The sequence below is a fragment of the Idiomarina sp. genome, from assembly GCF_048265525.1.
Classification (GTDB): domain Bacteria; phylum Pseudomonadota; class Gammaproteobacteria; order Enterobacterales; family Alteromonadaceae; genus Idiomarina.
This window is the reverse complement of sequence record NZ_JBLXBI010000008.1, coordinates 31928-56361: the sequence shown is the minus strand read 5'-3', so window position 1 is coordinate 56361 and position 24434 is coordinate 31928. Positions and strand designations below refer to the sequence as shown.

Below are 24434 nucleotides of genomic sequence, written 5' to 3'. Positions count from 1 at the left end.
CATGAGTGAATTACGGATACCCATTGAACAATGGCAAAAACTGTCGGAAGCGGAGCAGGCTCAGCGCCTAGCACGCCCCGGACGGGCTCAGGCAGAGTCACTGCGAGAGAAGGTTGCAGTTATTCTGAGTGACGTTCGTGATAACGGTGAACGTGCGGTACTGAACTATACCCGCCAGTTCGATAACCCGGATGCGACCTCACTGCGAATGAGCGATGACCAGGTCGAAGCCGCCATTGCTAGTTTAGATGACAAAGTAAAACGCGCTATAGATACCGCGTATCAAACCATTTACCGCTTTCACGAAGCACAACGTCCGCAGAATTTAAGCATTGAAACCGCGCCGGGCGTACAATGTGAATTGCGTTATGCACCGTTAGACGCCGTCGGTTTATACATTCCGGGCGGCAGTGCTACTTTGCCCTCCACCGCATTAATGCTGGGAGTGCCCGCGCAAATTGCCGGATGTCAGCGTGTGGTTATGGTCAGCCCGCCTAATAAACAGGGCGAATTACCAGCCGCCCTGCTCTACGCTGCTAAGCGTTGCGGCGTGACCGACATTCTGCTGTGTGGCGGCGCTCAGGCTATTGGTGCGCTGGCGTACGGTATAGAGTCATCACCTGCTGTAGGTAAAGTGTTTGGCCCGGGTAACAGCTTTGTTACCGAAGCCAAGCAACAGGTTAGCCAGAATGACAGCGGTTGTGCCATGGATTTACCGGCAGGCCCCTCAGAGCTGTTGGTGATTGCTGATGACAGTGCAAACCCAGCCTATGTGGCGGCAGATTTACTCTCGCAGGCTGAGCACGGACATGATTCTCAGGTTATTTTGCTTACGCCGTCAATGACGGTCGCAGAGAACGTACGGCAGGAGCTGATTGCACAATGCGCTCAGCTAAGTCGCGCCGATATTGCGGAGCAGGCATTGCAGGCAAGTCGTCTGCTGGTGGTTTCAGATATGAATGAAGCCATAGCCATTAGCGAAACCTATGCGCCTGAGCACCTTTCTATTCAGACGGATAACGCGCGTGAGCTGCTGCCACAGTTAACCCGCGCAGGCTCTGTCTTTGTCGGGCACTACACACCGGAGTCCGGCGGTGATTATGCCACCGGCACCAACCACGTGCTGCCAACGTACGGCTATGCCCGTAATTACAGCAGCCTCGGGCTGGTCGACTTTTACCGTCGCTATACGGTACAGGAAGCCAGCCAGGACGGACTACGCCAGTTAGCAGAAGCTATTACTACTTTGGCTGACGTTGAAGGCTTAGATGCGCACAAACGTGCCGTTACTATTCGTACGGAAACTAAAAGTACGGAGAGCAAACTATGAGCATTGTTGAGCAGTTACAGCGCCAGCACCTGAAACAGCTAACACCCTATGCCTCTGCACGGCGTAGTATGAGCGGCGGCAATATCTGGCTGAACGCTAACGAGTCTCCGTACAGTAACTCGTACACCGTTGATGACAGCAAACTTAACCGTTACCCGGAGTTTCAGTCTAAGCCGCTGAATCAGGCATACGCTGAATACGCCGGAGTTGAAGCCTCACAGGTATTAAGCAGCCGCGGTTCAGACGAAGGTATCGAGTTACTGATACGAGCTTTTTGTGAACCCGGTCAGGACAAAGTACTGATTTGCCCACCGACTTACGGTATGTACGCTATTTCGGCTAAAACCTTTGCGGTTGGTGTTACTGAGGTTCCCTTACTAAATAGCGGAGAGGTGAACAACTGGCAGTTGGATACGGAGTCGATTATAGAAGCTGCTGCTGAGTGCAAAGTCATCTTTCTCTGCTCGCCTTCAAACCCGCTGGGCAATGCACTAAATACCGATGATATTGAACAAGTGCTGCAACACTCGCCACGTTCTATTGTGGTAGTTGATGAAGCCTATATTGAGTTCAGCTCTGGTGACAGCGTTGTCAGTTGGCTGGAACGTTATCCGAACTTGGTGGTGTTACGTACCTTATCGAAGGCCTTTGCTCTGGCCGGCATTCGCTGCGGCTTTTTGCTGGCGAATGACGACATCATTGAGTTACTGCAGAAAGTTCTGGCGCCGTACCCTTTGCCAGACCCGACAGTGCAAATTGCGGTTCAGGCTTTGCAGACAAGTCCGCTTGAACGACTTCAGCAACAGGTAGCGACCTTATTAGCCGAGCGCGACCGAGTGCAAACAGCCTTAAAGCAAACCCCACTGACCCAGGTATCAGAAAGTGACACGAACTTTTTACTGTATCAGTGTGAAGATGCCGCTGGTTTAGTGAAGACACTTGCCGATAACGGCCTATTAATACGTAATCAGTCGGCGCAGCGGGGACTGGAAAACGTTGTTCGCATAACTATTGGCAGCGCCGCCGAAAATGACGAACTGATTCAACAGTTAAAGGACTATTTTTCATGAGCCAGAAGCCTATTTTATTCATTGACCGTGACGGCACCCTGGTTGAAGAACCGGTTACGGACAAGCAGTTGGACAGCATTGAGAAGCTGGTGTTTGAACCGAACGTGGTACCGGCTTTGCTAAAACTGCAACAGGCGGGTTATCAACTGGTGATGGTGTCCAACCAGGACGGCCTGGGTACAGACAGCTTTCCACAAGCCGATTTTGACGCGCCACATAATTTGATGATGGCGGTGTTTGAGTCGCAAGGCATTCGGTTTAATGACGTTTTGATTTGCCCTCACTTTGACAGTGATAACTGCAGCTGCCGTAAGCCTGCGCTTGGGCTGGTAAAGTCGTATCTGAAAGAAGCCCGTGTGGACTTTACCAACTCCTACGTTATTGGCGACCGTGAAACTGACCTGCAACTGGCTGAAAATATGGGTATTGAAGGTCTGCGTTACAGTCGTAGCGAACTCAACTGGGATGCCATTGTTCACCAATTACTGGACAACCCGCGTACAGCGTCGGTTACCCGCACCACACGGGAAACGGACATCAATATTAAGGTGGATTTAGACAGTCAGGCTCCGCGCGAATTTGATACCGGCATTGGCTTCTTTGACCACATGCTTGAGCAGATAGCCACACACGCTGGTTTCTCGCTTTCGGTTAAGGTTAAGGGTGATTTGCACATTGACGATCACCACACCATTGAAGACACGGCTCTGGCGCTGGGTCAGGCATTACGCTCAGCACTGGGCGACAAGCGCGGCATTGGTCGCTTTGGTTTTGCTCTGCCTATGGATGAATGCCGGGCGGAATGTCTCATCGATTTATCCGGCCGCCCCTATTTGAAATGGGAAGCAGACTTCACCCGCGACAAAGTCGGCGAATTATCCACCGAAATGGTCGAGCACTTTTTCCGCTCGTTAACCGACGCCATGGCAATGAGCTTGCACTTATCGACCACCGAAGGTAATACCCACCACCAGGTCGAAAGCCTGTTTAAGGTATTTGGCCGGGCACTGCGTCAGGCCATTACCAAAACCGGAGACCAACAGTTGCCTTCAAGTAAGGGGATGCTGGCATGAATGTGGTGATTGTCGATACCGAGTGTGCCAATCTGACGTCGGTCCGCTTTGCGGTTGAACGTTTGGGCTACTCAGTGCTTATTACCGATAACGCAGAAAAAATAAGAGCCGCTGATCGTGTCATTTTACCCGGTGTAGGTACTGCTTCTGCTGCTATGCGTAACTTACAGCGCAAGCAACTCGTTGAACCGCTGCGGGAGTTAACCCAGCCAGTGCTGGGTATTTGCCTGGGCATGCAATTGCTGACCTCACACTCGGAAGAAGGTGACGTTGACTGCCTGAATCTGATTCCGGCAAAAACCAAACGCCTGCGCGATTCTGGTCTGCCTTTGCCGCATATGGGCTGGAATACTCTGCAGCCAACCGCAGACAACCCGTTAGTTCAGGGAAACGACAGTTATTGCTACTTCGTGCACAGTTTTGCCGTGGCAGTTGATGAATACACCATTGCCAGCAGCGAATACGGTGAGCGTTTTGCCTCAATGATACGCCACAACAACTATTTTGGTGCGCAGTTTCACCCTGAGCGTTCAGGTAAAACTGGCGAAGCTCTGCTGAAACGTTTTTTGGAGTTAACATTATGCTGATACCTGCCCTGGATTTAATTGACGGCAAAGTGGTACGCCTGTATCAGGGCGACTTCGCGCAAAAAACCGAGTTTGATTTAACCCCGCTGGGTCAGGCTCAGCTCTATGCAGAAGCTGGTGCCGAGTGGCTTCATCTGGTGGATTTAGACGGCGCTAAAGACCCGGACAAGCGCCAGCAACAACTGCTGGCTAAACTAGCCTCAGATTCCGGCATGAGGTGTCAGGCTGGCGGTGGAATTCGTACAACCGAGGATTTAGAAACCTTATTTGAAGCAGGTATTGAGCGCGCTGTGATTGGTTCCACCGCAGTTAATAACCCGGACAGAGTAAAACAATGGTTGCAGACCTACGGCGGCGAAAAAATTGTACTGGCGCTGGATGTGAATATTGATCAGAGTGGCAATGCCATGGTCGCTACCCACGGCTGGCAACAGGCCAGCACGCATACACTGGATGACATTCTCAACCGCTACCTGGATTTAGGCTGCCGTCATGTACTCTGCACCGATATCAGTAAAGACGGCACCATGACCGGCACCAATGTTGAGCTTTATAAGCGCTACAAACAACTTTATCCGCAGATAGTCTGGCAGGCGTCCGGAGGCGTCAGCTGCCTGGACGATCTTACAGATTTAAAAGCCGTAAACTGTGATTCAGTTATTTTAGGTAAGTCCTTACTTACCGGCGCTTTCACTATGCAGGAGGCATTAGCATGTTGGCAAAACGCGTAATCCCCTGTCTGGATGTTCGAGACGGACAAGTGGTTAAAGGGGTTAAATTCCGTAACCATGAAATTATTGGTGATATTCTGCCGCTGGCAAAACGCTACGCAGAAAGCGGTGCTGATGAGTTGGTGTTTTACGATATTACCGCATCGGCAGACGGCCGTACGGTGGATAAGTCCTGGGTCGAGCGGGTTGCCCGGGAAATCAACATTCCCTTCACCGTTGCCGGCGGTATTCGTTCGGTTGAGAACGCACAAACCATGCTGTCTATGGGCGCGGACAAAATTTCCATTAACTCGCCTGCCCTGCTTAACCCCAATTTAATTAACACGCTGGTTGAGGAGTTCGGCCAGCAGTGCATTGTTATTGGCATAGACAGCTTTTATAACGAGCAGTCCGGTGAATACGAAGTGCACCAGTTTACCGGTGACGAGAGCAAGTCGCACAAATCGGCATGGCAGACAAAAGACTGGTTACAGGAAGTCATTTCCCGCGGCGCCGGTGAAATTGTGTTGAACTGTATGAATCAGGACGGTGTGCGTCAAGGTTACGATATAGCACAGCTGTCGGCATTGCGCGAGCATTGCTCTGTGCCGTTAATCGCGTCAGGCGGTGCCGGTGAGATTCAGCATTTTGTTGATGCCTTTCAAAAAGCACAGGTCGATGGTGCTCTTGCGGCTTCGGTGTTTCACAAAAACCTATTCAGTATCAGCGATGTCAAAGCCGCAATGGCAGCCAATAATATTGCGGTTCGCCCCATTGAAGCGCTTCAGGAGACAACATGAAAATTGATTTGAATAACATAGACCAGTTGGCCTGGGGAAAAATGTCCGGTTTACTGCCCTGCACAGTGCAACATGCTTTAACAGGCGAAGTTCTGATGCAGGCTTATATGAATGCCGACGCCATTAAAGAGAGTTTATCGTCCGGTAAAACCACTTTTTATAGCCGTAGCAAAGAACGTTTATGGACTAAGGGTGAAAGCTCGGAGAACTACCTGCATCTTAAGGCTATGTATGCTGACTGCGATAACGACGCCTTGCTCATTCAGGCATTGCCCGATGGCCCAACTTGCCACTTAGGCAACCGCAGCTGTTTTGATGATGCTCCTAAGCCTTTATTACATGAACTGGACGCGTTAATTGCCAGCCGCAAGGGCGCGGATGCCAGTGAGAGTTATACTGCCAGTCTGTTTGCTGAAGGTATAAAGCGTGCCGCGCAAAAAGTCGGGGAAGAAGGCGTAGAAGTAGCGCTGGCTGCGGCAACCGAAGACAAAGAAGAATTGGTCAATGAAAGTGCCGACCTGCTCTACCATTTGCTGGTTGTGCTGCAGGCCAGCGATTTAAGTCTGGAAGATGTATTAGAGGTTCTGGCTAAACGCCGCGGTTAAGCGGCGCTGTTTAACTGCTCACGAAAATGCTTACGCTCGTATCGACGGGATACGCGGCGTAGGCGCAGTGACAAGAGTACTGCTGCGACGCTTAAGCCACTGATAAAGCCAACCCAGAACCCAGCCGCGCCCATGGCCGGCACGATCCAGTCGGTCAGCCCCAGAATATAACCAACGGTTAAACCAAATGGCCAGTACGAAATAAAGGCCAGTATCATTGGGTATTTGGTGTCTTTGTAGCCACGCAGAGTGCCAATGGAAATGGCCTGGAAGGTGTCCGACACAGTAAAAATAGCCGCCAGCCCCATCAGCGTCGCTGCCAGATTAATAATATCCTTATCAGGAGTGTAAAGGCTGGCTAACCAACCACCACCCAGATACATAATTAAACCATTAACGCCCGCAAATACACCACCAAACAGCATCGCAAGTTTAAAGCTCAACATGGCGTTTTTCGGATTACCCGCACCCAGCGCAAAGCCGACCCGTAAAGTCACCGCCATAGAGATACTCAGCGGCACCATATACACTAACGAACTTATGTTCAGTGCAATTTGGTGAGCAGAAACCACCGTCGGCCCCAGCGGCGCAATTAATAACGCGACTGCAGCAAACAGGCTGACCTCGAAAAAGAGTGACATCGAAATAGGAAAGCCAATACGAATAACGTAGGTAACGTCGTCCCAGTTAGGCCGGTACCAGCGACGGAGCAGGCGCAACCGCTTGTAACGTTTGGCGGTAAAGGTATAAACAACCATTGAAAGCGCCATACCCCACAAGACAATAGCCGTTGCCAGGCCGCAGCCAGCGCCCCCAAGCTCCGGCATACCAAACTCGCCGTAAACAAAAATGTAGTTTGCCGGAATATTTATCAGTAACCCGATAAAACCAATGATCAGCGACGGCATGGTGTTAGACAAGCCCTCACAGAAGTTTCTCAGTACCGCGTAAATAACAAAGCCCGGTATGCCCCAGGAGATGTAAAACAAATAGTCCAGAGTAATGGCGCGAAAGTCGTCTTCAACTTCCATGATGTCGAGCAACCAGGGCGCTGACGACATACCCAGTAGCGTGATAACACCAACAATGGCGCAAGCGTAGAACCCCTGCTGCAATATGTTAGCGACACGCCGGTGCGAATTTGACCCGTCCAGGTGAGAGATAATGGGCGCTAATGCCAGCGCCAGACCAAACACCAATAAAGTTGCCGGCACAAAAATACTGCCGCCGACAGACACAGCGGCCAAATCAACCGCGCCTTTACGCCCGGCCATGACCGTATCTACGACACTCATTAACATTTGAGTTAACTGAGCCACCAGAATAGGACCGGTCAGTTTAGCCAGCTTATTAAATTCGCCTTTATTATTCGTCCACCAGTTCACGCGCGTCTTCTCTGGGTTAGGATTGCTTACGCAAAAATTGCAGGATACGCTGATTCACATCAGCCGGATGAGTCAAAGGCCCCATATGACCTGCACCAACAGAGTCGCGTTGGACATCAGGAAGTATCGTCGATAAAGCCTCTGCGACAGCTTTTGCACTGCGACGAGTGTGTTCGCCCTGCAGTAGCAGAACGCTTTGCTCTACGCCGCGGTAATCTTCCAGGCGTCTGGGTTCGTTAAGCAAGGCGTCGAAGTCCAGAGCCACTTTGGCAGCCTGACTGATCATAATTTGCTGAATGCGTTCAGGTAAAGCATCAAAATAACCAGCGTCATTCCAGTAATCGACAAAGGTGCGAGTGCATTCGACTGCGTCTTTACCGTGCATAGCGTGACTGATTTCCTGTATTTCCAGCATGCCCGGAGAATCATCCGGTAATACGTGAAAGGCAACAGGTTCGTAGACAACCACATCGGCAATTTTAAATGGCTTTTCCAGCGCCAGCTTTAATGCAACAGCGCCGCCGTAGGAGTGACCAACCAATTGCACAGGCCTGGATAACGCAAGTTGCTCGATCGCGCTAATAATACGGGGCAGTTCCTGCTCTAGTCGAAAGTTTGCCGTAAACTCAACGTTAGGCGCCTGCCCATACCCCAGCAAATCAACCGCAATAACAAAGTGAGTGCTGGTTAATTCTTTTATTAACGCCCGCCATTGCGTACTGGCGCTCTGTGAGCTGTGCAACAAAACAACCGGAGGGTTTTGTTGTTCGCCATACAGATGGATACCTGATTCTAATTCAGACATAGCTTCACTTTATAATAAACTGACACCAATAAACTGACCGATACCAAAGCCAGCAGCTAACAATAAAACGGCAAAAGTCGTTAATACCCCGATGGTGCGGGGCAAACTCACGCCGACACTACGGGTTAATCCAATAGCGTGACATAAGCGAGCAACGACTAACGCAATACCCAGCCCATGGAGCAGAGCAAGCGGAGCGTATTGTACTTCCATCATAGCAAACAGAATAAGTGCCAGAGGCACATACTCAATAAAGTTACCATGGATGCGCACTGCAACGTTGAGCTCTTCGGCTTCGCCTGTGCCAATGCCGACCCGATGTTTCCAGCGCAAGCGGATAATATTCACAGCCAGAACAAGATAAATTAGCGTTAAAATGCCCGCATAAAAGCCGGTGATTGTTAGTTGAGATGTCATTGGAATGCCTCTTGTTATTCGTGGGGGCCTGGCTTCATTAAAAAAGGCTCACCATGTGAGCCTTTTAGTAAAAAATTACTTTCTGAGCAAATCGCCCAGTTGCTCACTGACTCTTTCAACGGGTTGCGTACCATCAATTTTGTGATACTCCGTCTTACCTTCTTCAGACAGCTTTTGATAATACTCTACCAAAGGTTCCGTCTGTTCGTGGTAAACCGAAAGGCGTTTACGAACCGTCTGTTCCTGATCATCCGGGCGAACAACCAGATCTTCACCCGTTTCGTCATCTTTGCCTTCCACTTTCGGTGGATTGTGCTCAACATGATAAACACGGCCGGAACCAGGATGGACACGGCGACCACTCATGCGATCAACAATAATTTCGTCCGGAACATCAAATTCCAGCACGTAATCAATTTCAATACCGTTATCGCGCATCGCGTCGGCTTGCGGAATGGTTCTTGGAAAACCGTCGAGTAAAAAACCATTCTGGCAGTCTGGCTCTGCAATTCGTTCTTTGACCAACTCGATAATGATGTCGTCCGACACTAACTGTCCGGCATCCATAACTTGTTTGGCCTTTTTACCCAATTCCGATCCGGATTTTATTGCTGAACGCAGCATATCACCGGTGGAAATTTGAGGGATCCCAAAAGTATTCATCAGGAATTGTGCCTGAGTTCCTTTTCCAGCTCCCGGGGCGCCTAGCAAAATAATGCGCATAGAAAACCTCTTTGCATGATTCAAAAGTCTGCCCCGAACTTTACCCTGACAGGCGGGCTATTACAAGCGCAGAAAGCCGCTGCAGGCAATGACTTTCCCACAGCGGTTAGTACAAAATTAAGCGTTAAGCATTAATTTGTTAAGGCGGGTAACGAAGGAGGCCGGATCTTTCAGGTTGCCCCGCTCCGCTAAAGTGGCCTGATCCAATAACACTTCAGCCCATTCTTTGAAGGTATCGTCCTCTTTGGTCAGCATGCGCTGAACTAAAGGGTGATCAGGGTTCACTTCAAAGATGTACTTAGTTTCGGGAACCGCCTGACCGGCGGCTTCCATCAGCTTAGCCATTTGCGTGCTCATATCATTGTCGTCGGTAATGATACAGGCCGGCGAGTTAGTTAAGCGATTGGTCACACGAACCTTCTTCACTTTGTCACCTAAAGCTTTTTCAAAGCGTTCCAGATTCTCTTTAAAGGCTTCTTCAGCTTTTTCCTGCTCAGCCTTGTCCTCTTCGTCGTCCAGTTCACCTAAGTCAAGGTCACCACGAGTCACTGACTGCAACTGTTTCTCTTTAAATTCAGTCAGGTGGCTCATCAGCCATTCATCAATGCGCTCTGAAAGCAGCAACACTTCAATGCCTTTCTTGTTGAAGATTTCCAGCGCAGGGTTGTTTCTGGCGGCTTCGTAGCTGTCGGCAACAATGTAGAAGATTTTATCCTGACCTTCTTTCATACGCTCAATGTAGTCGTCCAGGCTGACTGACTGCACTGCGCCGTCGTTATGTGTTGAAGCAAAACGCAGCAGCTCGGCAATACGCTCACGGTTAGTGTGATCTTCCGCCGGACCTTCTTTCAGCACGTTGCCAAAAGTATCCCAGAACTGTTGATACTGTTCTTTGTCGTCTTTTGCCAGCTTCTTCAGCATTTGCAGTACTTTTTTGGTACTGCCGTTACGCATAGCACGGGTAATTTTATTGTCCTGCAAAATTTCACGCGAAACGTTCAGCGGCAAGTCATTTGAGTCAACCAAACCACGTACAAAGCGCAGATAAGTTGGCATTAACTGCTCAGCGTCGTCCATAATGAAGACACGCTTCACATAAAGTTTAACGCCGTGCTGTTGTTCGCGGTTCCATAAGTCCCACGGAGCGCGTTTTGGAATGTACAGCAAGTTAGTGTATTCGGTTGTGCCTTCAACTTTGTTGTGGCTCCACAGCAGTGGTTCATCAAAGTCGTGCGCTACGGTCTTATAGAACTCTTTGTATTCTTCGTCAGTAATGTCTGACTTCTCACGAGTCCAGAGCGCCTGACCTGAGTTTACAGTTTCCCATTCGCCGGGCTGCCCTTCCACTTTGTTGCCTTCGTCATCTTCTGACTCAGGTACTGGTTCCTTCCACATTTGAACCGGGATACTCAGGTGCTCTGAATATTTGTTGATAATGCCACGCAGACGGTTTTCATCTAAGAATTCATCGGCATCGTCTTTCAGGTGCAAAATAATGTCAGTGCCGCGACGGGCTTTATCAATGTCAGCAATTTCGAAATCGCCTTCACCTTGCGAGCGCCATTCAACCCCGCGAGCGTCTGTATCTAATGCTGAACGGGTTCTTACGGTAACTTCATCGGCAACAATAAAGGCTGAATAGAAGCCAACACCAAACTGACCAATAAGCTTGCTGTCTTTTGCTTCGTCGCCGGAGAGCTGACCGAAGAACTCAGCCGTGCCTGACTTGGCAATGGTTCCCAGGTTATTCATCACGTCGTCGCGCGTCATACCAACGCCGTTGTCGCTGATGGTAATGGTGCGGCTGTCTTTATCAACAGAAACACGAACGTGCAGGTCACTGTCATCACCGTAAAGAGAGTTGTCACTTAAGGCTTTAAAACGCAGTTTGTCTGCTGCGTCGGACGCGTTAGAGACCAATTCGCGTAAGAAAATTTCTTTATTGGAATACAACGAATGAATCATCAGGTGAAGCAATTGTTTTACTTCTGTCTGAAATCCATGTTTTTCCATTTGACCGGCTTCCGCCATAGTATATTTCTCCTGCTGTTATTACCTATGGCAATAACAATGGGGGCGCAGGAGACATTTTCAAGTCATCGGGAAAATTGTTTTCGGCCACTGAAGGCGTGACCCAGTGTGGTTTGATCGACATAACCCAGTTCACCGCCTACTGGCACCCCGTGAGCAATTCGGGTGGTGTTGATATTCAATTGCGCGGCAATGTCGGCAATATAGTGCGCGGTAGCATCCCCTTCCACGGTCGGGTTAGTCGCCAGCACAATTTCTTCCACCGGCTCGCTCTGTAGTTGCCGCTCCAGCTCATCCAGACCAATGTCAGCCGGCCCAATGCCATCCAGCGGAGACAAATGCCCCATCAGCACAAAATACCGCCCCTGAAATTGAGAGGTCTGTTCAATGGCTAATACGTCGGCGGGTGTTTCAACAATGCAAAGCACACCGTTCTCGCGCCGCATGGGGTTGCTGCAAATGCGACACAGAGGTTCTTCGGTTAAGGTCCGGCAACACTCGCAGTGGCCTACTTTTTCCACCGCAGACTGCAAAGACTCGGCAAGCCTTGAGGCTCCACCGCGATCACGTTCAAGCAAATGAAACGCCATACGCTGTGCTGACTTTTGGCCAACACCCGGTAGGCGTTTTAAATTCTCGACCAGTTGATCGATTGCCGGACTTATACTCATTAACTTACCCTAGCTCTTAGAACGGCATTTTAAAGCCCGGGGGTAAACCCATACCGCCGGTTATTTCAGACATACGCTCTTTGCTGGTCTCTTCAACGCGGCGCACAGCATCGTTGGTAGCTGCAGCAATTAAGTCTTCCAGCATTTCCTGATCGTCTTCCATTAGGCTTGGGTCAATGCTTACGCGCTTTACGTTGTGGTTACCCAGCATGGTAATTTTAACCAGGCCTGCACCGGCTTCACCGGTAACTTCCATATTTGCGACTTCTTCCTGGGCTTTTTGCATGCGCTCCTGCATTTGTTGCGCCTGCTTCATCATGTTACCCATTCCACCTTTAAACATAATTTAATTCCTCGTTTAAGCTTTTAAAAAATTAACGCGCCTGAATTGATGACTCATCAATTTGCGCTTGAAACCTTTGCTGTAATTCCTGCACGCTGGCGTCCCCATGTAATATTTCACATGCGCGCTGGTGACGGTATTCATTGATATGTTGTTGCACCATTAAAGGGGTTGGCTGGCTCGGTACGCCAACTTTAAACTCTACCCTTGCGGTCGCCCCTAATAGCCCGGCCAAAGACTCTCTGACGGCCTGACTGGTTGATTCGTTCAATAAACTTTTTTGTTCTTCAGCCACCAGAATCAGCCAGTCGTCGTCGCCGAGCTTTTGCAGTTCTGAGTTTAACAACACCTGACGAGCCAACCCGGAAATGTCCATGCCCGCAATCATGGCACTCCATTTATCAACTTCGGCGGCTTCGCGGATATCGTCATTTAACTCAGGTAACTCGTAGTTACTAGTATCTTGATTCAATTCGGCTATTGGTAATGCCACCGAGTCAGTATTTGACTCTGTAGTTGGCTCTACACTTGGTTCTATACTGGTTTCGCTACCCAACTCTGCGTTTAATTCGTCTTTTGATTCCGGCTGATGCTCGGGTTGAGCTTCTGGTTCGGCTTTTGCCGGAACAGTTAATGGCATCGGCGAACTGTTTTCTGCCCGGCTGTTTAATGTTTTGTTGCTATTGTCTGGATTTTTTTTTTCAGCCAGTTGCTCTCGCACACGTAAAAGATCGGCTACGCCAGAACTGCTCTGCGCCGCTGGCTCAGGTACAGGCTCCGACTTAGCAGCCTCTTCCATATGATACGGAGGCGCATCATTATGATAAAAGCCTGCGTCATCATCCGGTTCAGGGTAATTAAATTCAGGAGGCTCTTCATGCTCACTATAAGACGGTTGCATAGGCTCTGAGAGCTCAGCTTCAGGCTGCGGCTCTGGTTCTGCCTGCGGTGTTACTTCTGCTTCAGGCTCAGGTTCAGTCACTTCTGGAGCAGTTAGCTTTGACTCCGGCATATCAACAGCAGACGAGTCCGGTTCTGAAATGTTGTAATCGCCCTTCTCTGCCGGACGGAAACACAGCAGACGCAATAAAGTCATTTCGAGTCCGCTACGCGCATCTATAGCGTAAGCCTGCTCGCGGCGACCTTCCAAAACCGAGCGATAGAAAACCTGAATAAGTTCAGCCGGCATGCGTCGCAATAATGGTTTCACAACATCGCTGTTTTCGAACACGTTAGCGGCACTGGGCACTTGCTGAACCAACGCCAGCTGATGCAACAAGCTCTGTAGCTCAACCAGAACTGAACTCAAGTCCGGTACCATGGATACCATGCTGTCCACACGCTGCATTACCGCTTCTGCATCCCCTTCCAGAACACATTCCAGTAATGCGGCAATATCTGCCACGGGTACGTTGCCAAGCATACGTCTGACACTGTCGATACTCACCGAGCCGCCACCTTGGGCAATAGCCTGATCGGTTAAGCTAAGCGCATCGCGCATACTGCCACGGGCAGAACGAGCCAAGAGAGGCAGCGCTTCGGAGTCAGCCTGAACCTGTTCCTGCGATAAAACATAGCTAAGCTGCTGCGTAATATCGTCGTTCGACAAGGCTTTTAAATTAAACTGCAGACAGCGCGATAAAATGGTGACCGGTAGCTTCTGCGGATCGGTTGTCGCCAGCAGAAACTTTACGTGCTCCGGTGGTTCTTCCAGTGTTTTCAGCAGCGCATTAAAACTGTGCCGTGACAGCATGTGCACTTCATCAATTAAATACACCTTATAACGACCACGGGTGGGGCGATATTGGACGTTATCAAGTAACTCGCGGGTGTCTTCAACTTTGGTTCTTGATGCTGCGTCAATTTCCAGTAAGTCAACAAACCGTCCCTGCTCTATTTCAAGACAGGCACTGCATTTGCCACATGGCGTTGCCGTAATACCTTCTTCGCAATTCAGTGCTTTAGCGAGGATTCGTGCAATGGTGGTTTTACCCACCCCGCGAGTACCGGTAAACAGATAAGCATGATGAAGCCGCTGCTTGTCTAATGCGTGTTCAAGCGGCTTCAAAACATGTTGTTGGCCGACAACTTCTGCAAATTGCGAAGGTCGCCATTTTCTCGCCAGTACCTGATAACTCATAGGATGGATTATTAACTCTGTTTCGTTAAAACTGACATAAGGTATAGCACGCAACGCCGGCCTGCTGCAATTTATCTTCGCCACCAAGCTCAGGTAAAGAGACCACAAAAGCCGCTTCTACAACGTCTGCGCCGGAGGACTTAATCAACTGACTTGCAGCAACCACGGTTCCGCCGGTAGCCAGTAAATCATCGACAATCAGCACCAGATCGCTTTCGGTCAAAGCGTTTTCATGCATTTGCAGTTCGTCTGAGCCGTACTCTAACTCGTAATTCTGGCGTGTCACTTTACCGGGTAACTTTCCCGGTTTTCTTAACAAAGTGACTCCACAACCCATGGCATAGGCTAATGCGGAACCAAAAATAAAGCCACGGGCTTCAACGGCAGCAATTTGTGTTATGCCCTGCTCAGCGTAGCGTTGCTTTAACGTATTAATGGTTAATCTGAACGCATCTGGGTTTTGCAGTAAAGGCGTTATATCCCGGAAAATAATACCTGGCTTAGGATAGTCCGGAATGGAACCGATAGAGTCTCTTATATCAGTCGTAGCTGATTCCATAATATTAGTCTCATCATTATGCGACAAAGCGCACCGCCCAGGATTTTAGCGTATCCAACAGAAAATCCTCGTTCAAAGGTTTAGCCAGACATTGAGTCGCACCAGCCTTTAATGCTTTTGGCTCTATCTCTACCAAATCCTGAGTTGACATAAACAACAACGGAGTGCGGTGATAGGCGTCTAAATCGCGCAGGTTTTTCAGTAAAGACAAACCGTCCATAACCGGCATTTTGTGGTCAAGCAAAACAATATCAAAATAGGTCTGTTTCGCTTTACTTAAGCCATCTAAACCATCCCGGGCTACAGTAACCTCGAAGCCCAGAGGCTTTATCGCGCTGCAAATAGACTCAAGCGTTTTGTCTTTATCCTCGACAACGAGCAAAGTGACTGACATAAATGTCGTTTACCTGATAGTTAATGAGGATGTATTTAAGAAGAAAGAATTTGTGTTAAACGCAGAACCAGCGGTAAACAGGCCCAGAATAAAAACAACACTGCCGTAATAAGCAAAAATCGTTTGCCTGCCGGTTCTTTAAAGGTTTCTGATGACATAACTTTTACCTCTTGATGAAATCGGGGCTGATCATACTCGATCCTCGACAACGATAAAAGTTGAATTCAATTCTTTACCTTCAATATCAATTGCTGCCCGGCCAGCCTGTTTAAAGTCTGTTCGGCCCCTTGCAGTAACTGTTCTCTAGGCCATTGAGGAAGTAACTCGGGCAAAAGCGCGAGTAAGCTATTCAGTTGAATACTATCTCTATCTTGTAACTCTGTTAACAGTAAAAAAGTCATCGCATTGATACGAATAAAGCGAACCTTATCACTGTTGTCGCGAAATACGATCAAAAAACGCGGTTCTGCCAAGGGTTCCTGAGGTTGAAACTCAGTACTTATTTCATCAACAGGGTATTGATATGACGAAACCATAGCCGTGGGGTTAAGTGCAATCAGAAAGTCCCTATGAAGCACCTTTTCCAAGCGAGTATAATTTTCCGGCCACGGCTTTTGCTCTACCGCCAGTTCTGCCCATTCATAATGAGCCAGTTCTGCCGCAAAAATAAACAACTCGTCGTGAGACTGCAGGTACTCAACAAAGCTTGCTGCAATACCAGTAAAATATGGTGACTGAGAAGAAAAGGTACGAAAAAACCGCTCTTTGGTTTCTGCCCATTGTTTTTCCGCTGTCAGCTTTTTAAGTATGGGGAATGCACTATCAATAAACCGAAAAATATTATTGCGCAACAATCGCTGATAAACAGCCAGCCGCCGCGCTTCTATCTCATTTAGCCAAGGCTCGTCTACGAACTTTTCCGGCGCTTTTAACTGTTCAACAAAGCGATTTTGAATTTCTTTAAAAGTCATTTTACTCATGGTGAGCCTGTATCGCCTTTATTCTATTCAACTCCTGATTTAACTCTTCCAGTGATGGGAAGTTAAAATCTCTTTCCAACAAAGTAGGGTAAACGCCGTGCCGCCTATAAGCATAATCCAGAAGCTGGAAAACTTCGTCTTTTACGCCGGCACCATGAGTATCAATATAAAGATCGTCGTATTCTTCGTGATGTCCCGCTATGTGTCCGTAGACAATTCGTTCAGAAGGCAGGCCATCGATGAACTCATAAGGGTCATAACTGTGGTTTACGCTGTTAACAAAAACATTGTTCACATCCAGCAAAAGCTTGCAGTCTCCGGCCTCAAGCACCTGATTAATAAACTCTAATTCAGTGAGCTGCGGCGAAGGGCTGGCGTAATAAGAGACGTTTTCCAGTATTAAAGCTTGCCCTAACCTATCCTGCACATCTTTAATTCGTTCGCCAACATAGGCAACGGCATCGGTTGTAAAAGGAATAGGCAGTAAATCGTATAACTGGCCGTTATGGGAGCAATAGCTTAAATGCTCACTGTAAATGTCAATATCAAAGTCATTCAAAAAGCGTTTCACATCTTTCAGAAAGCTTTGGTTCAACCAGTCCTGGCTACCAATAGATAGCGATAGCCCATGGCAGGTCAGTTGATATTTTCCGGCTATTTGGGCGAGTTTGTCCAAACGAGAACCTTTAAAAGGTATCCAGTTCTCCGGGGCTATCTCAAGAAAGTCAGCATCAATCTCTCCAGCTAAAGCTGCGTCGAGCAACTCGTTTCTTAAGCCAAGCCCAACCGAATGAGATTTCATGTTCCTCTCCCCAAAAAACAAAAACCCGACACTGTGGCCGGGTTTTACTATGCAGTTATAAAAACGAAAAGTGGTTAATCGAGATCGATACCTTTCCGTTCTGCCGTAGACTTGATGTAACCTCTCCAGCTACGAGCGCTGCGACGTTGACCATCGAAGGTTGCAGCTTCATCAACATAACGCATTGCCTGGCGATAGTCACCACCATAGAAATACGCTTCTGCTAAAGACATGTACACACGACCTTCGTCTTCACGCTCAAGATAGTCCAACGCTTTCTTCAAAGGCTCCGCTGCCGCAATATACTGTTCGTTCAACAGCATCAAGTTACCTTGCTTACGGTAGTATTCACCTTTGTCATCACTGTCATTGGTTGCTTCTGCTGCGCGTTCATACCAGGAAACGGCCTTATCAAGCTCTTTCGCGCGATGGTAACTATTAGCAATAGTTCCAAAGTTCTTCGCGTTCTTCTCGATATCACCCGCTTCTACATGTTTCTCCATAGTAGAAGCAGCTTTATATGGAATACCTTCGTTATCATACAGCTGAACCAGCATTTTGTACTGACTCTCTGTATCCAGGTACCCAGCCATATAAGCTATTTCCATGGTTTGAAGAGACTTAGCTAAGTCTTCTTCAAGCATGTAGAACTGCGCTAACTGAGGCCACCATTGGGTTACTTCGGGTAGCTTATCCAGACCTTCCTCAAGAACTTCTATGGCTTGAGGATACATCTTACGTTCATAGTAAGACGCCATCATCAACGTATAGACATTCTTTTCAGGCTTGTCTGCCGCTTTTAACGAAGCTTCCGCATAAGGAATGACTTCAGCGAAGCTCTTCATCTGGTAGTTCGCATTAGCCATGTACAAGAATACCTGAGATTCACGTTCACCTGTAAATTGAACCCATTTTTTCAGGTATTCAAGGCTCTGCTCATACTTCTCTTCTTGCAGACTAATTTGTCCTACCAACTTCATCGCTGCCGCTTGGTCACTCCAACCCAGCACATCCTGGTCGACTGCGCTTTTCAAAACTCGTAAAGCATCAGCCATGCGCTCATCTGCTGCATAAAGGTTACCAAGAAAGCGTCCCAAGTACGCTGAATCGTAGCCTGGATCAGGATCTTGATCTTCAAGAACCGCTATCGCTTCCTTGATTTTTTCTTCTTCATACAGCTCAAACGCGTCCATAATTGCCCGGCCAATGCTTTGCGAAGCAGCCTTATTGTCACGAGCTTTCTTCTGCGCCTCAACAGTCTCTTTATCCGGAATGTTGAAACCAAGATCCTGAGCCGAAGCCTGGACCGTTGTCATCGACATAACGGAAGCAAAAGCCAGGGCACTAACAAATGTTTTTACTGTATATTTCATTTCTTAGTTCCCATCCATTGTGAAGTCGAGCTGAACGGTCATGCCTTCTTGACGAATTGGCTTACCGTCAACAACCTTAGGCTTATATTTCCAACGCAACAGTGCGCGTCGTGCCTCACGGTCAAACACTCGACGAGGTTCAGAATCGATGACTTCAACGTCAGTTACACCACCTTGCTGGTCAATAGTGAATCGCAGTTGTACCCAACCTTCTGTGCCATTTCGCGCAGCTGTAGGCGGATAACGCGGTTCAATACGAACAATTGGTGTTGCGTCACCGTCAGAACTTAAACCTCCACCAGGACCTGAAAGTCCGGTATCAGCTCCACCCACATCAACATCGAACCCCATGTTCATGTTCATACTACTGTCTGATGTATCAGGCTCAGACTGTGGTGTTTCTGGTGGTTGCTCCGGTGGCGGCGGCGGCGGCGGCGGTGTACGCCGACGCTCCTGAACGTCAGACTCAGGTGGCGACGTTACGATGTCAATAACCGGCGATGGAGGCGGCGCTTCATTACGCTGCGCTCCCCCGCTGATTAAGTAAGCCATGAAAGCAAACAGAGCAAACGTAACGGCGGCACCTAGTAGTAAAGATACTAAAAAGCGCACCATATTAGTTATTCTCCGCAGCTATGGATATCTTATCGATACCCGCTTCCTTAACCTGATCCATGACTTCTACAACGACACCATGTTCAGCTTTTCTGTCGGCCTGGATAACAACAACATCAGTTGGCTGTTCGGCAAGCAGACGCTCTATGTTCGCGCCTACGCGTTCTACATCAACTTGACGTTTATCCATCCAAACTTCACCAGTATCACGAATTGCGATAAAGATGTTAGCTGAAGGCTCCTTGGTCGTATTATTGGCTTCAGGTTTATTAACCTGAATACCCGCTTCTTTGACGAATGAGGTCGTTACGATAAAGAAGATCAACATAATGAAGACGATGTCGAGCATCGGCGTCATGTCGATCGACGCATCTTCCTCTTCTCGATTACGATTACGTGCCATAGTTTTACTCTCTTAGTGATGTGGCAAACTGTCAACAAGGCGTTCTTTCGTTCTGCGTATTTTACTTTCAAGACGCGTCGCGAAAAACATGCCGGATAACGCTGCAACCATTCCCGCCATTGTCGGGATGGTAGCCATCGATATACCCGACGCCATTAGACGAGGGTTACCCGTCCCTTGTACTGCCATAACTTCAAACACCGTAATCATACCTGTCACGGTACCCAGCAGCCCGACTAGCGGACATAAGGCAACACAAGTTTTAATCAACAGAATACGTGCATTCAGTTTATCGTTCGCTTCGGAAATCCATGCTTCACGGATTCTATGGGCGTACCATGAGGTGGTGTCCTTACGGGCATCCCATTTCGCTATAATTTCATTGCGAAGTTTAGGGAAAGCACCTGTAAGGTACCAATAACGCTCTATCATCAGTACCCACATTAGAAAGAGCACCCCCATGACGATGTACAGGACATCGCCACCGGTAGCCAGAAAATCCCTGATAGATTCCCAAAGTTCCATCAGGTAAAGCATGGGTTACTCCTTCTCCGAATGCGCAGCTACGATACCCGCTGCTTGCTCGTCCAGAATATGAACAATAGACTTGCCGCGAGAAGCCACAATACTATGAACCAAAATCAATGGAATAGCTGCAATAAGACCCATAGCTGTTGTTACCAACGCCATAGAGATGTCGCCTGCCATGATCTTCGGATCACCGGTACCAAACAGTGTAATAGACTGGAACGTACCAATCATACCAACAACCGTACCCAACAGACCAAGCAATGGCGCGATAGCCGCAAGAATCTTGATGACGTTAATGCCACTTTCGACTCTAGGCGTCTCACGTAGAATTGCTTCGTCCAGTTTCAGTTCTAAGTTTTCAACATCTGCATTCTTATTCTCTTGATAAACCTTAAGAATACGACCTAATGCGTTGTTGTCTTTAGGTTGCTCTGGATTCTTCAACTGAGAGCGAATTTTTCCTGCCGCAGTTGTCAAAGTAACCAGTTTGAATACAGAGATTAGCAAACCCAGAATTAATACTGCTGTAATAACATAACCAACAGTGTCGCCCTGGTGATAAAACTCTTCCAGTGTCTTTTTGCCAGTTAACAAGCTAAGAATCTGCCCTTTTGAAGGGTCAAGGTATACGCCTTCATAACCTTCTTCAGTGTTAGCAAATTCTTCAGCTTGCGAAGTCGCACTACCCTGAGGCTGACGACCTAACGGCTGAACTTGCTCTGTAGTATCGTTGTATAATAGATATTGGTTACCAGAAATTAAGTTAAAGGTACCAACACGAACCACTTCACGAGTTTCACTACCACCGTCAAGTAAGGTAACTTCGGTATCAAACTTAACAACTTTTCCTGACTCTACCATTTCAGTCAGCAAGGCTTTCCAAAGCTCTTCAAGCTCTTCCAGAGTAGGAAGCTCTTTCGCTTCAGACAGACTTTCCAGAACGTCTTCACGACCTGGGTACTCCGCACTAATGATAGAAGTCGCAATACGACCGATAGTTTCTGTCGCTGCACCACGAACAACACCAAACATTTCACCTAAGGTGCCTTTGGCATTCTCAAGCTCTTGCTCTTTGTTGGCGAGGTCAACTTCGTTTTCAGAAAACTCTTCCTGCAAACGCTTGCCACGAGCTTTCTCTTCTTCTAACTGCTTCTCAGCACGATTCAGCAAAGCTTGCTTATCTGCACGAGCAGAAGTGAATTCACGCTCACGTTCGGCGTTCAGTTCACGTGAAGAAACGCGGTTTTTTTCAACAAGCTGAAGTAGCTCGTCTAAGTTTTTAGCTTCAGATTGATCCTGAGCTTGGGCAGCGAGAGTCGTACCTGCAGAAAGGGTGACTGCTGCTGCAATCATTAACGATTTTAATAATTTATTCATTCTGCACTCTCCGCTGCGAATACTGGAAGTTTCACCAGATCGTAAGCAAGTTGCTTACGTGACATACGAATCGCTTGGGTTAGAGGACGGATAAACTCGTCGTCCAAAGTAGTCCACTCATCAGTTTCGTTGTTGTAAATCCAGGCATTTTTCATGTCCAGAGACTGAGCTAAGAATGCAACACGACCCATGTGGAAATAATCAACAGCCACTTCCTTACCGTCAATTTCCAGGTTGCCCTGATAAGAAATCAAACCTGAACCGTAGTCCATTTCGGTTTGATAAGCTTCGATAATTTGACGGAATTGCTCTGATGTAGAAACACTTGAGCTATCCATGATATCGCGCAGACGCTCTACACGCTCCATACGCTTTTCACGGTGAATTGGAATGTCCAACTTCACAAACTGCTCAAGCGAGTCAATCATTTCATACATCAAAGGAACAACGCCTTGTTTCGTGCGTTCGATTCCGTTGATCTGCTTCTGGAGAGACTCAAGCGTAGCGTTCTGGTCATTGACCAAGCCTTGAACGTGATCGTTATAGACCTTCAAGTTCTCGTACTCAGAAACGACTGAACGATATTCGATAAGAAGATCCTGGCTTTGCTCGAACAAAGAGTCGATTTTCTTCTGTGACTGTTCGTCAGCGTTCAAAACCTTTTGCTCTTCGTTTTGTAGCTTAGCTACATCTACTTGCTGTGCAGCGGCAACGCCGGTGCCAGCAAACGCCATCACACCCATCAGGGTTGCAGCGAGTTTGGTTCTTTTGATTACTTTGGTCATAGTTCCCAACCAATTTGACTTAACTTCCGCTTCAACGCCTAAGGCGCGAAACACCAGTTGTTTGAATGACGAAAAGATCTAGTTCTACACTTTTTATTATTATTGCCAAAAAATACAGCAATACCAAAGAATACTCCCACGATGACTATACGCTGTCAACCAAGTAAACTGAGTCAACCGCGCTATAGCTGCCGCGCTATATCCAGTGCAGAACACGGATCTGGAGTCGCGTAATTTCCAGATATTTTCTCGGACAACATCCTGTCGTCAACTCTTTTCATACCCTCAGTATTAGCACTTATATACCTAACTTTGGATATTACTCCTACCTGAATAGTATCACTTTTTGATCAACGAACAACACTGACATTTCAATTTCAACGTTTTTTAAACAAATAATTTGCCAGCCTATATTTAATGGTAGATCCAATTCCGTGACCTAAGTTTTAAAATCCTTTAATATAGAGGGATGAGAGAGATATTAAATGTAACCTCAATACAACATATTGAACAGCTGCTCAACACTTTACAGGAGCGAGCTGAGCAAATTGATGGGGAAAACAGAAAGAAACATCGCCAGCTTAGCGAAAATTGGTTTAGTTCCTCCCTGTTCAGTCAGAGTTCTAACCTGGCTGTCGATTACGTTGCGGAGACCCGAAGCCTTTTCCGACAACTCCAGCAAAGCGACAACCAACAGGCTCAACGTTACCTCGCGGAAAAACTTAGCCTGCAGCTAGAAGCATTAAATACAGCTTTTCGGGCTAATAGACCACCAAAACAACAGCAAGATCATCGCATTACTGCGCAAAATCAACTGCAGCAAATGCATCAACAATTAGTGACTTATCGTGACTACGAAAGACGACTGACAGAAAACCTGGATACGGCAGCAGGGGGTAATAACCCAACTTTGATTCAAAGCGCGCAGCAACGCCTTAATCGCTGCCAAATGGCCATTGATACTCTGGAGAAAAAGATTAGCCGTTATGAAGAAGGTTGACGTTCCTTTTATCTACTCACCTTTATACAGTGAATTAGATTTACCTCCCAGACACCGTTACCCAATAGAGAAATACCGCCTACTAAAAGACTGGGCGGTTAAGCACGGAGCAACGAATAATCAATGGCACCTACCTGAGCCGCTTAGCTGGGAACAGGTAGCGCGAACGCACTGTCCGGGCTATTTGTCTCAGTTACGGCAGAACAGCATGGATAAAAACAGCTGGAGACGCATAGGCTTTCCCTGGTCAGAACAGCTATTGTACCGCACTCTCACCTCCGCTGGAGGCACACTGCTGACGACTGAGCTGGCACTAACGAAGGGAATTGCCATACACTTTTCCGGCGGCTACCACCATGCTCACAAAGACTGGGGCAGTGGCTTTTGCGTACTCAACGATTTAGCGATAGCCTGCAATGAAATACTGGTTCGCCACCCAGAGCTAAAAATAGTGGTACTGGATACTGATGTTCATCAAGGCGACGGAACCGCCACGCTCTTCGAAAATGATGATAGAGTTTTTACCTGCTCAATACACGGAGAGCGCAACTTTCCATTCTCCAAAGTGAGTTCTAATCTGGATATCCCTTTAGCTAAACACACCTCTGACAAAGAATACTTAGCTGCTCTTGAAAATACTCTAGAACGCATCAACCGCGAAATTAAACCTGATCTTATTCTTTACGATGCCGGTGTCGACATTTATCAGCGGGACGAGTTGGGTCATCTGAATATTAGTCTGGCAGGTATTTTTCAAAGAGACCTCACTGTACTACGCTTTGCTAAACGACATGAGACTCCTCTAGCTGCTGTAATCGGCGGTGGGTATCAACGTAATTTACCTCGTTTAGTCAGAGCCCATGCTCAACTACTAAGAGCCAGTTATTATGTCTATACTGAGAATGAGCTAACAGAAGGATAAAAG

Annotated in this window: 28 protein-coding genes; 9 read left to right on the top strand and 19 right to left on the bottom strand. The window is 47.9% G+C overall.

Annotated elements, in window-relative coordinates; genetic code table 11:
- Position 1 precedes the first annotated feature (1 nt).
- From hisD to hisIE, 7 genes are read left to right on the top strand one after another with little or no spacing between them, the layout of a single operon-like run.
- The gene (hisD, locus tag ACN0TF_RS13455; RefSeq protein WP_417442317.1) at positions 2-1330 is read left to right on the top strand and encodes a histidinol dehydrogenase; all 1329 of its coding nucleotides are present in this window, start codon (positions 2-4) and stop codon (positions 1328-1330) included.
- Positions 1327-2400: a histidinol-phosphate transaminase gene (hisC, locus tag ACN0TF_RS13450; RefSeq protein WP_417442316.1), complete on the top strand. Its 1074-nt coding sequence runs from the start codon at positions 1327-1329 to the stop codon at positions 2398-2400. Before hisD ends, hisC begins: the two co-directional genes overlap by 4 nt.
- A complete protein-coding gene (gene hisB / locus ACN0TF_RS13445) occupies positions 2397-3473 on the top strand; it encodes a bifunctional histidinol-phosphatase/imidazoleglycerol-phosphate dehydratase HisB (protein WP_417442315.1) in 1077 nt (358 codons plus the stop codon). Before hisC ends, hisB begins: the two co-directional genes overlap by 4 nt.
- A complete protein-coding gene (gene hisH / locus ACN0TF_RS13440; protein ID WP_417442314.1) occupies positions 3470-4060 on the top strand; it encodes an imidazole glycerol phosphate synthase subunit HisH in 591 nt (196 codons plus the stop codon). Before hisB ends, hisH begins: the two co-directional genes overlap by 4 nt.
- On the top strand, positions 4054-4791 hold the full coding sequence (gene hisA, locus ACN0TF_RS13435; protein WP_417442313.1) for a 1-(5-phosphoribosyl)-5-[(5-phosphoribosylamino)methylideneamino]imidazole-4-carboxamide isomerase: 738 nt from the start codon (positions 4054-4056) through the stop codon (positions 4789-4791). The genes hisH and hisA overlap by 7 nt, the downstream gene beginning before the upstream one ends.
- Complete coding sequence (hisF, locus tag ACN0TF_RS13430; RefSeq protein WP_417442312.1) at positions 4773-5570, top strand: imidazole glycerol phosphate synthase subunit HisF; 798 nt, start codon at positions 4773-4775, stop codon at positions 5568-5570. Before hisA ends, hisF begins: the two co-directional genes overlap by 19 nt.
- Positions 5567-6175, top strand: a complete 609-nt coding sequence (gene hisIE, locus ACN0TF_RS13425; RefSeq protein WP_417442311.1) for a bifunctional phosphoribosyl-AMP cyclohydrolase/phosphoribosyl-ATP diphosphatase HisIE — start codon at positions 5567-5569, stop codon at positions 6173-6175. Before hisF ends, hisIE begins: the two co-directional genes overlap by 4 nt.
- On the opposite strand, the gene ACN0TF_RS13420 is transcribed toward hisIE, so the two are convergent.
- The 19 genes from ACN0TF_RS13420 to ACN0TF_RS13330 all read right to left on the bottom strand — a co-directional run bounded on the left by ACN0TF_RS13420 (position 6172) and on the right by ACN0TF_RS13330 (position 22509).
- Complete coding sequence (locus tag ACN0TF_RS13420) at positions 6172-7560, bottom strand: MATE family efflux transporter (RefSeq protein ID WP_417442310.1); 1389 nt, start codon at positions 7558-7560, stop codon at positions 6172-6174. The two genes, hisIE and ACN0TF_RS13420, sit on opposite strands and share 4 nt — an antisense overlap.
- Positions 7561-7576: 16 nt before the next feature.
- Positions 7577-8365 (bottom strand): alpha/beta fold hydrolase, encoded by a 789-nt coding sequence (locus ACN0TF_RS13415; RefSeq protein WP_417442309.1) that lies wholly within the window; start codon positions 8363-8365, stop codon positions 7577-7579.
- A 9-nt stretch (positions 8366-8374) separates the two neighbouring features.
- Positions 8375-8782, bottom strand: a complete 408-nt coding sequence (locus ACN0TF_RS13410; RefSeq protein WP_417442308.1) for an MAPEG family protein — start codon at positions 8780-8782, stop codon at positions 8375-8377.
- Between the two features lie 75 nt (positions 8783-8857).
- Positions 8858-9505 carry an adenylate kinase gene (adk, locus tag ACN0TF_RS13405; protein WP_011235077.1) on the bottom strand — a complete coding sequence of 216 codons (648 nt, stop codon included), beginning with the start codon at positions 9503-9505 and terminating at the stop codon, positions 8858-8860.
- A 117-nt stretch (positions 9506-9622) separates the two neighbouring features.
- A complete protein-coding gene (htpG, locus tag ACN0TF_RS13400) occupies positions 9623-11536 on the bottom strand; it encodes a molecular chaperone HtpG (RefSeq protein ID WP_417442307.1) in 1914 nt (637 codons plus the stop codon).
- Positions 11537-11601: 65 nt separating this feature from the next.
- Positions 11602-12207, bottom strand: a complete 606-nt coding sequence (gene recR / locus ACN0TF_RS13395) for a recombination mediator RecR (RefSeq protein WP_011235079.1) — start codon at positions 12205-12207, stop codon at positions 11602-11604.
- Between the two features lie 16 nt (positions 12208-12223).
- The gene (locus tag ACN0TF_RS13390; protein WP_034823014.1) at positions 12224-12550 is read right to left on the bottom strand and encodes a YbaB/EbfC family nucleoid-associated protein; all 327 of its coding nucleotides are present in this window, start codon (positions 12548-12550) and stop codon (positions 12224-12226) included.
- Positions 12551-12581: 31 nt separating this feature from the next.
- Positions 12582-14690, bottom strand: coding sequence for a DNA polymerase III subunit gamma/tau (gene dnaX / locus ACN0TF_RS13385; RefSeq protein WP_417442306.1), 2109 nt, complete (start codon positions 14688-14690; stop codon positions 12582-12584).
- Positions 14691-14715: 25 nt separating this feature from the next.
- Positions 14716-15249 carry an adenine phosphoribosyltransferase gene (locus ACN0TF_RS13380; RefSeq protein ID WP_417442305.1) on the bottom strand — a complete coding sequence of 178 codons (534 nt, stop codon included), beginning with the start codon at positions 15247-15249 and terminating at the stop codon, positions 14716-14718.
- Between the two features lie 16 nt (positions 15250-15265).
- The gene (locus ACN0TF_RS13375) at positions 15266-15643 is read right to left on the bottom strand and encodes a response regulator (RefSeq protein ID WP_417442304.1); all 378 of its coding nucleotides are present in this window, start codon (positions 15641-15643) and stop codon (positions 15266-15268) included.
- Between the two features lie 35 nt (positions 15644-15678).
- Positions 15679-15801 carry a hypothetical protein gene (locus ACN0TF_RS13370; protein ID WP_255801606.1) on the bottom strand — a complete coding sequence of 41 codons (123 nt, stop codon included), beginning with the start codon at positions 15799-15801 and terminating at the stop codon, positions 15679-15681.
- 66 nt (positions 15802-15867) lie between these two features.
- Positions 15868-16623 carry a DNA-binding domain-containing protein gene (locus tag ACN0TF_RS13365; RefSeq protein ID WP_417442303.1) on the bottom strand — a complete coding sequence of 252 codons (756 nt, stop codon included), beginning with the start codon at positions 16621-16623 and terminating at the stop codon, positions 15868-15870.
- Positions 16616-17425 carry a DUF692 domain-containing protein gene (locus tag ACN0TF_RS13360; RefSeq protein ID WP_417442302.1) on the bottom strand — a complete coding sequence of 270 codons (810 nt, stop codon included), beginning with the start codon at positions 17423-17425 and terminating at the stop codon, positions 16616-16618. Before ACN0TF_RS13360 ends, ACN0TF_RS13365 begins: the two co-directional genes overlap by 8 nt.
- Positions 17426-17499: 74 nt before the next feature.
- Positions 17500-18798 (bottom strand): tetratricopeptide repeat protein, encoded by a 1299-nt coding sequence (locus tag ACN0TF_RS13355; RefSeq protein ID WP_417442301.1) that lies wholly within the window; start codon positions 18796-18798, stop codon positions 17500-17502.
- Between the two features lie 3 nt (positions 18799-18801).
- Positions 18802-19413: an energy transducer TonB gene (locus ACN0TF_RS13350; RefSeq protein ID WP_417442300.1), complete on the bottom strand. Its 612-nt coding sequence runs from the start codon at positions 19411-19413 to the stop codon at positions 18802-18804.
- A 1-nt stretch (position 19414) separates the two neighbouring features.
- Entirely contained in the window at positions 19415-19816 is a 402-nt protein-coding gene (locus tag ACN0TF_RS13345; RefSeq protein ID WP_417442299.1) for an ExbD/TolR family protein, read from the bottom strand.
- 12 nt (positions 19817-19828) lie between these two features.
- Positions 19829-20353, bottom strand: a complete 525-nt coding sequence (locus ACN0TF_RS13340; RefSeq protein WP_417442298.1) for a MotA/TolQ/ExbB proton channel family protein — start codon at positions 20351-20353, stop codon at positions 19829-19831.
- Between the two features lie 3 nt (positions 20354-20356).
- Positions 20357-21724, bottom strand: coding sequence for a MotA/TolQ/ExbB proton channel family protein (locus ACN0TF_RS13335; RefSeq protein ID WP_417442297.1), 1368 nt, complete (start codon positions 21722-21724; stop codon positions 20357-20359).
- Positions 21721-22509 carry a DUF3450 domain-containing protein gene (locus ACN0TF_RS13330; RefSeq protein ID WP_417442296.1) on the bottom strand — a complete coding sequence of 263 codons (789 nt, stop codon included), beginning with the start codon at positions 22507-22509 and terminating at the stop codon, positions 21721-21723. The genes ACN0TF_RS13335 and ACN0TF_RS13330 overlap by 4 nt, the downstream gene beginning before the upstream one ends.
- Before the next feature lie 469 nt (positions 22510-22978).
- Here ACN0TF_RS13330 and priC point away from each other — a divergent pair, with 469 nt between their 5' ends.
- Positions 22979-23509 carry a primosomal replication protein PriC gene (gene priC, locus ACN0TF_RS13325; RefSeq protein ID WP_417442295.1) on the top strand — a complete coding sequence of 177 codons (531 nt, stop codon included), beginning with the start codon at positions 22979-22981 and terminating at the stop codon, positions 23507-23509.
- The gene (locus tag ACN0TF_RS13320) at positions 23496-24431 is read left to right on the top strand and encodes a histone deacetylase (RefSeq protein ID WP_417442294.1); all 936 of its coding nucleotides are present in this window, start codon (positions 23496-23498) and stop codon (positions 24429-24431) included. The genes priC and ACN0TF_RS13320 overlap by 14 nt, the downstream gene beginning before the upstream one ends.
- Positions 24432-24434 lie beyond the last annotated feature (3 nt).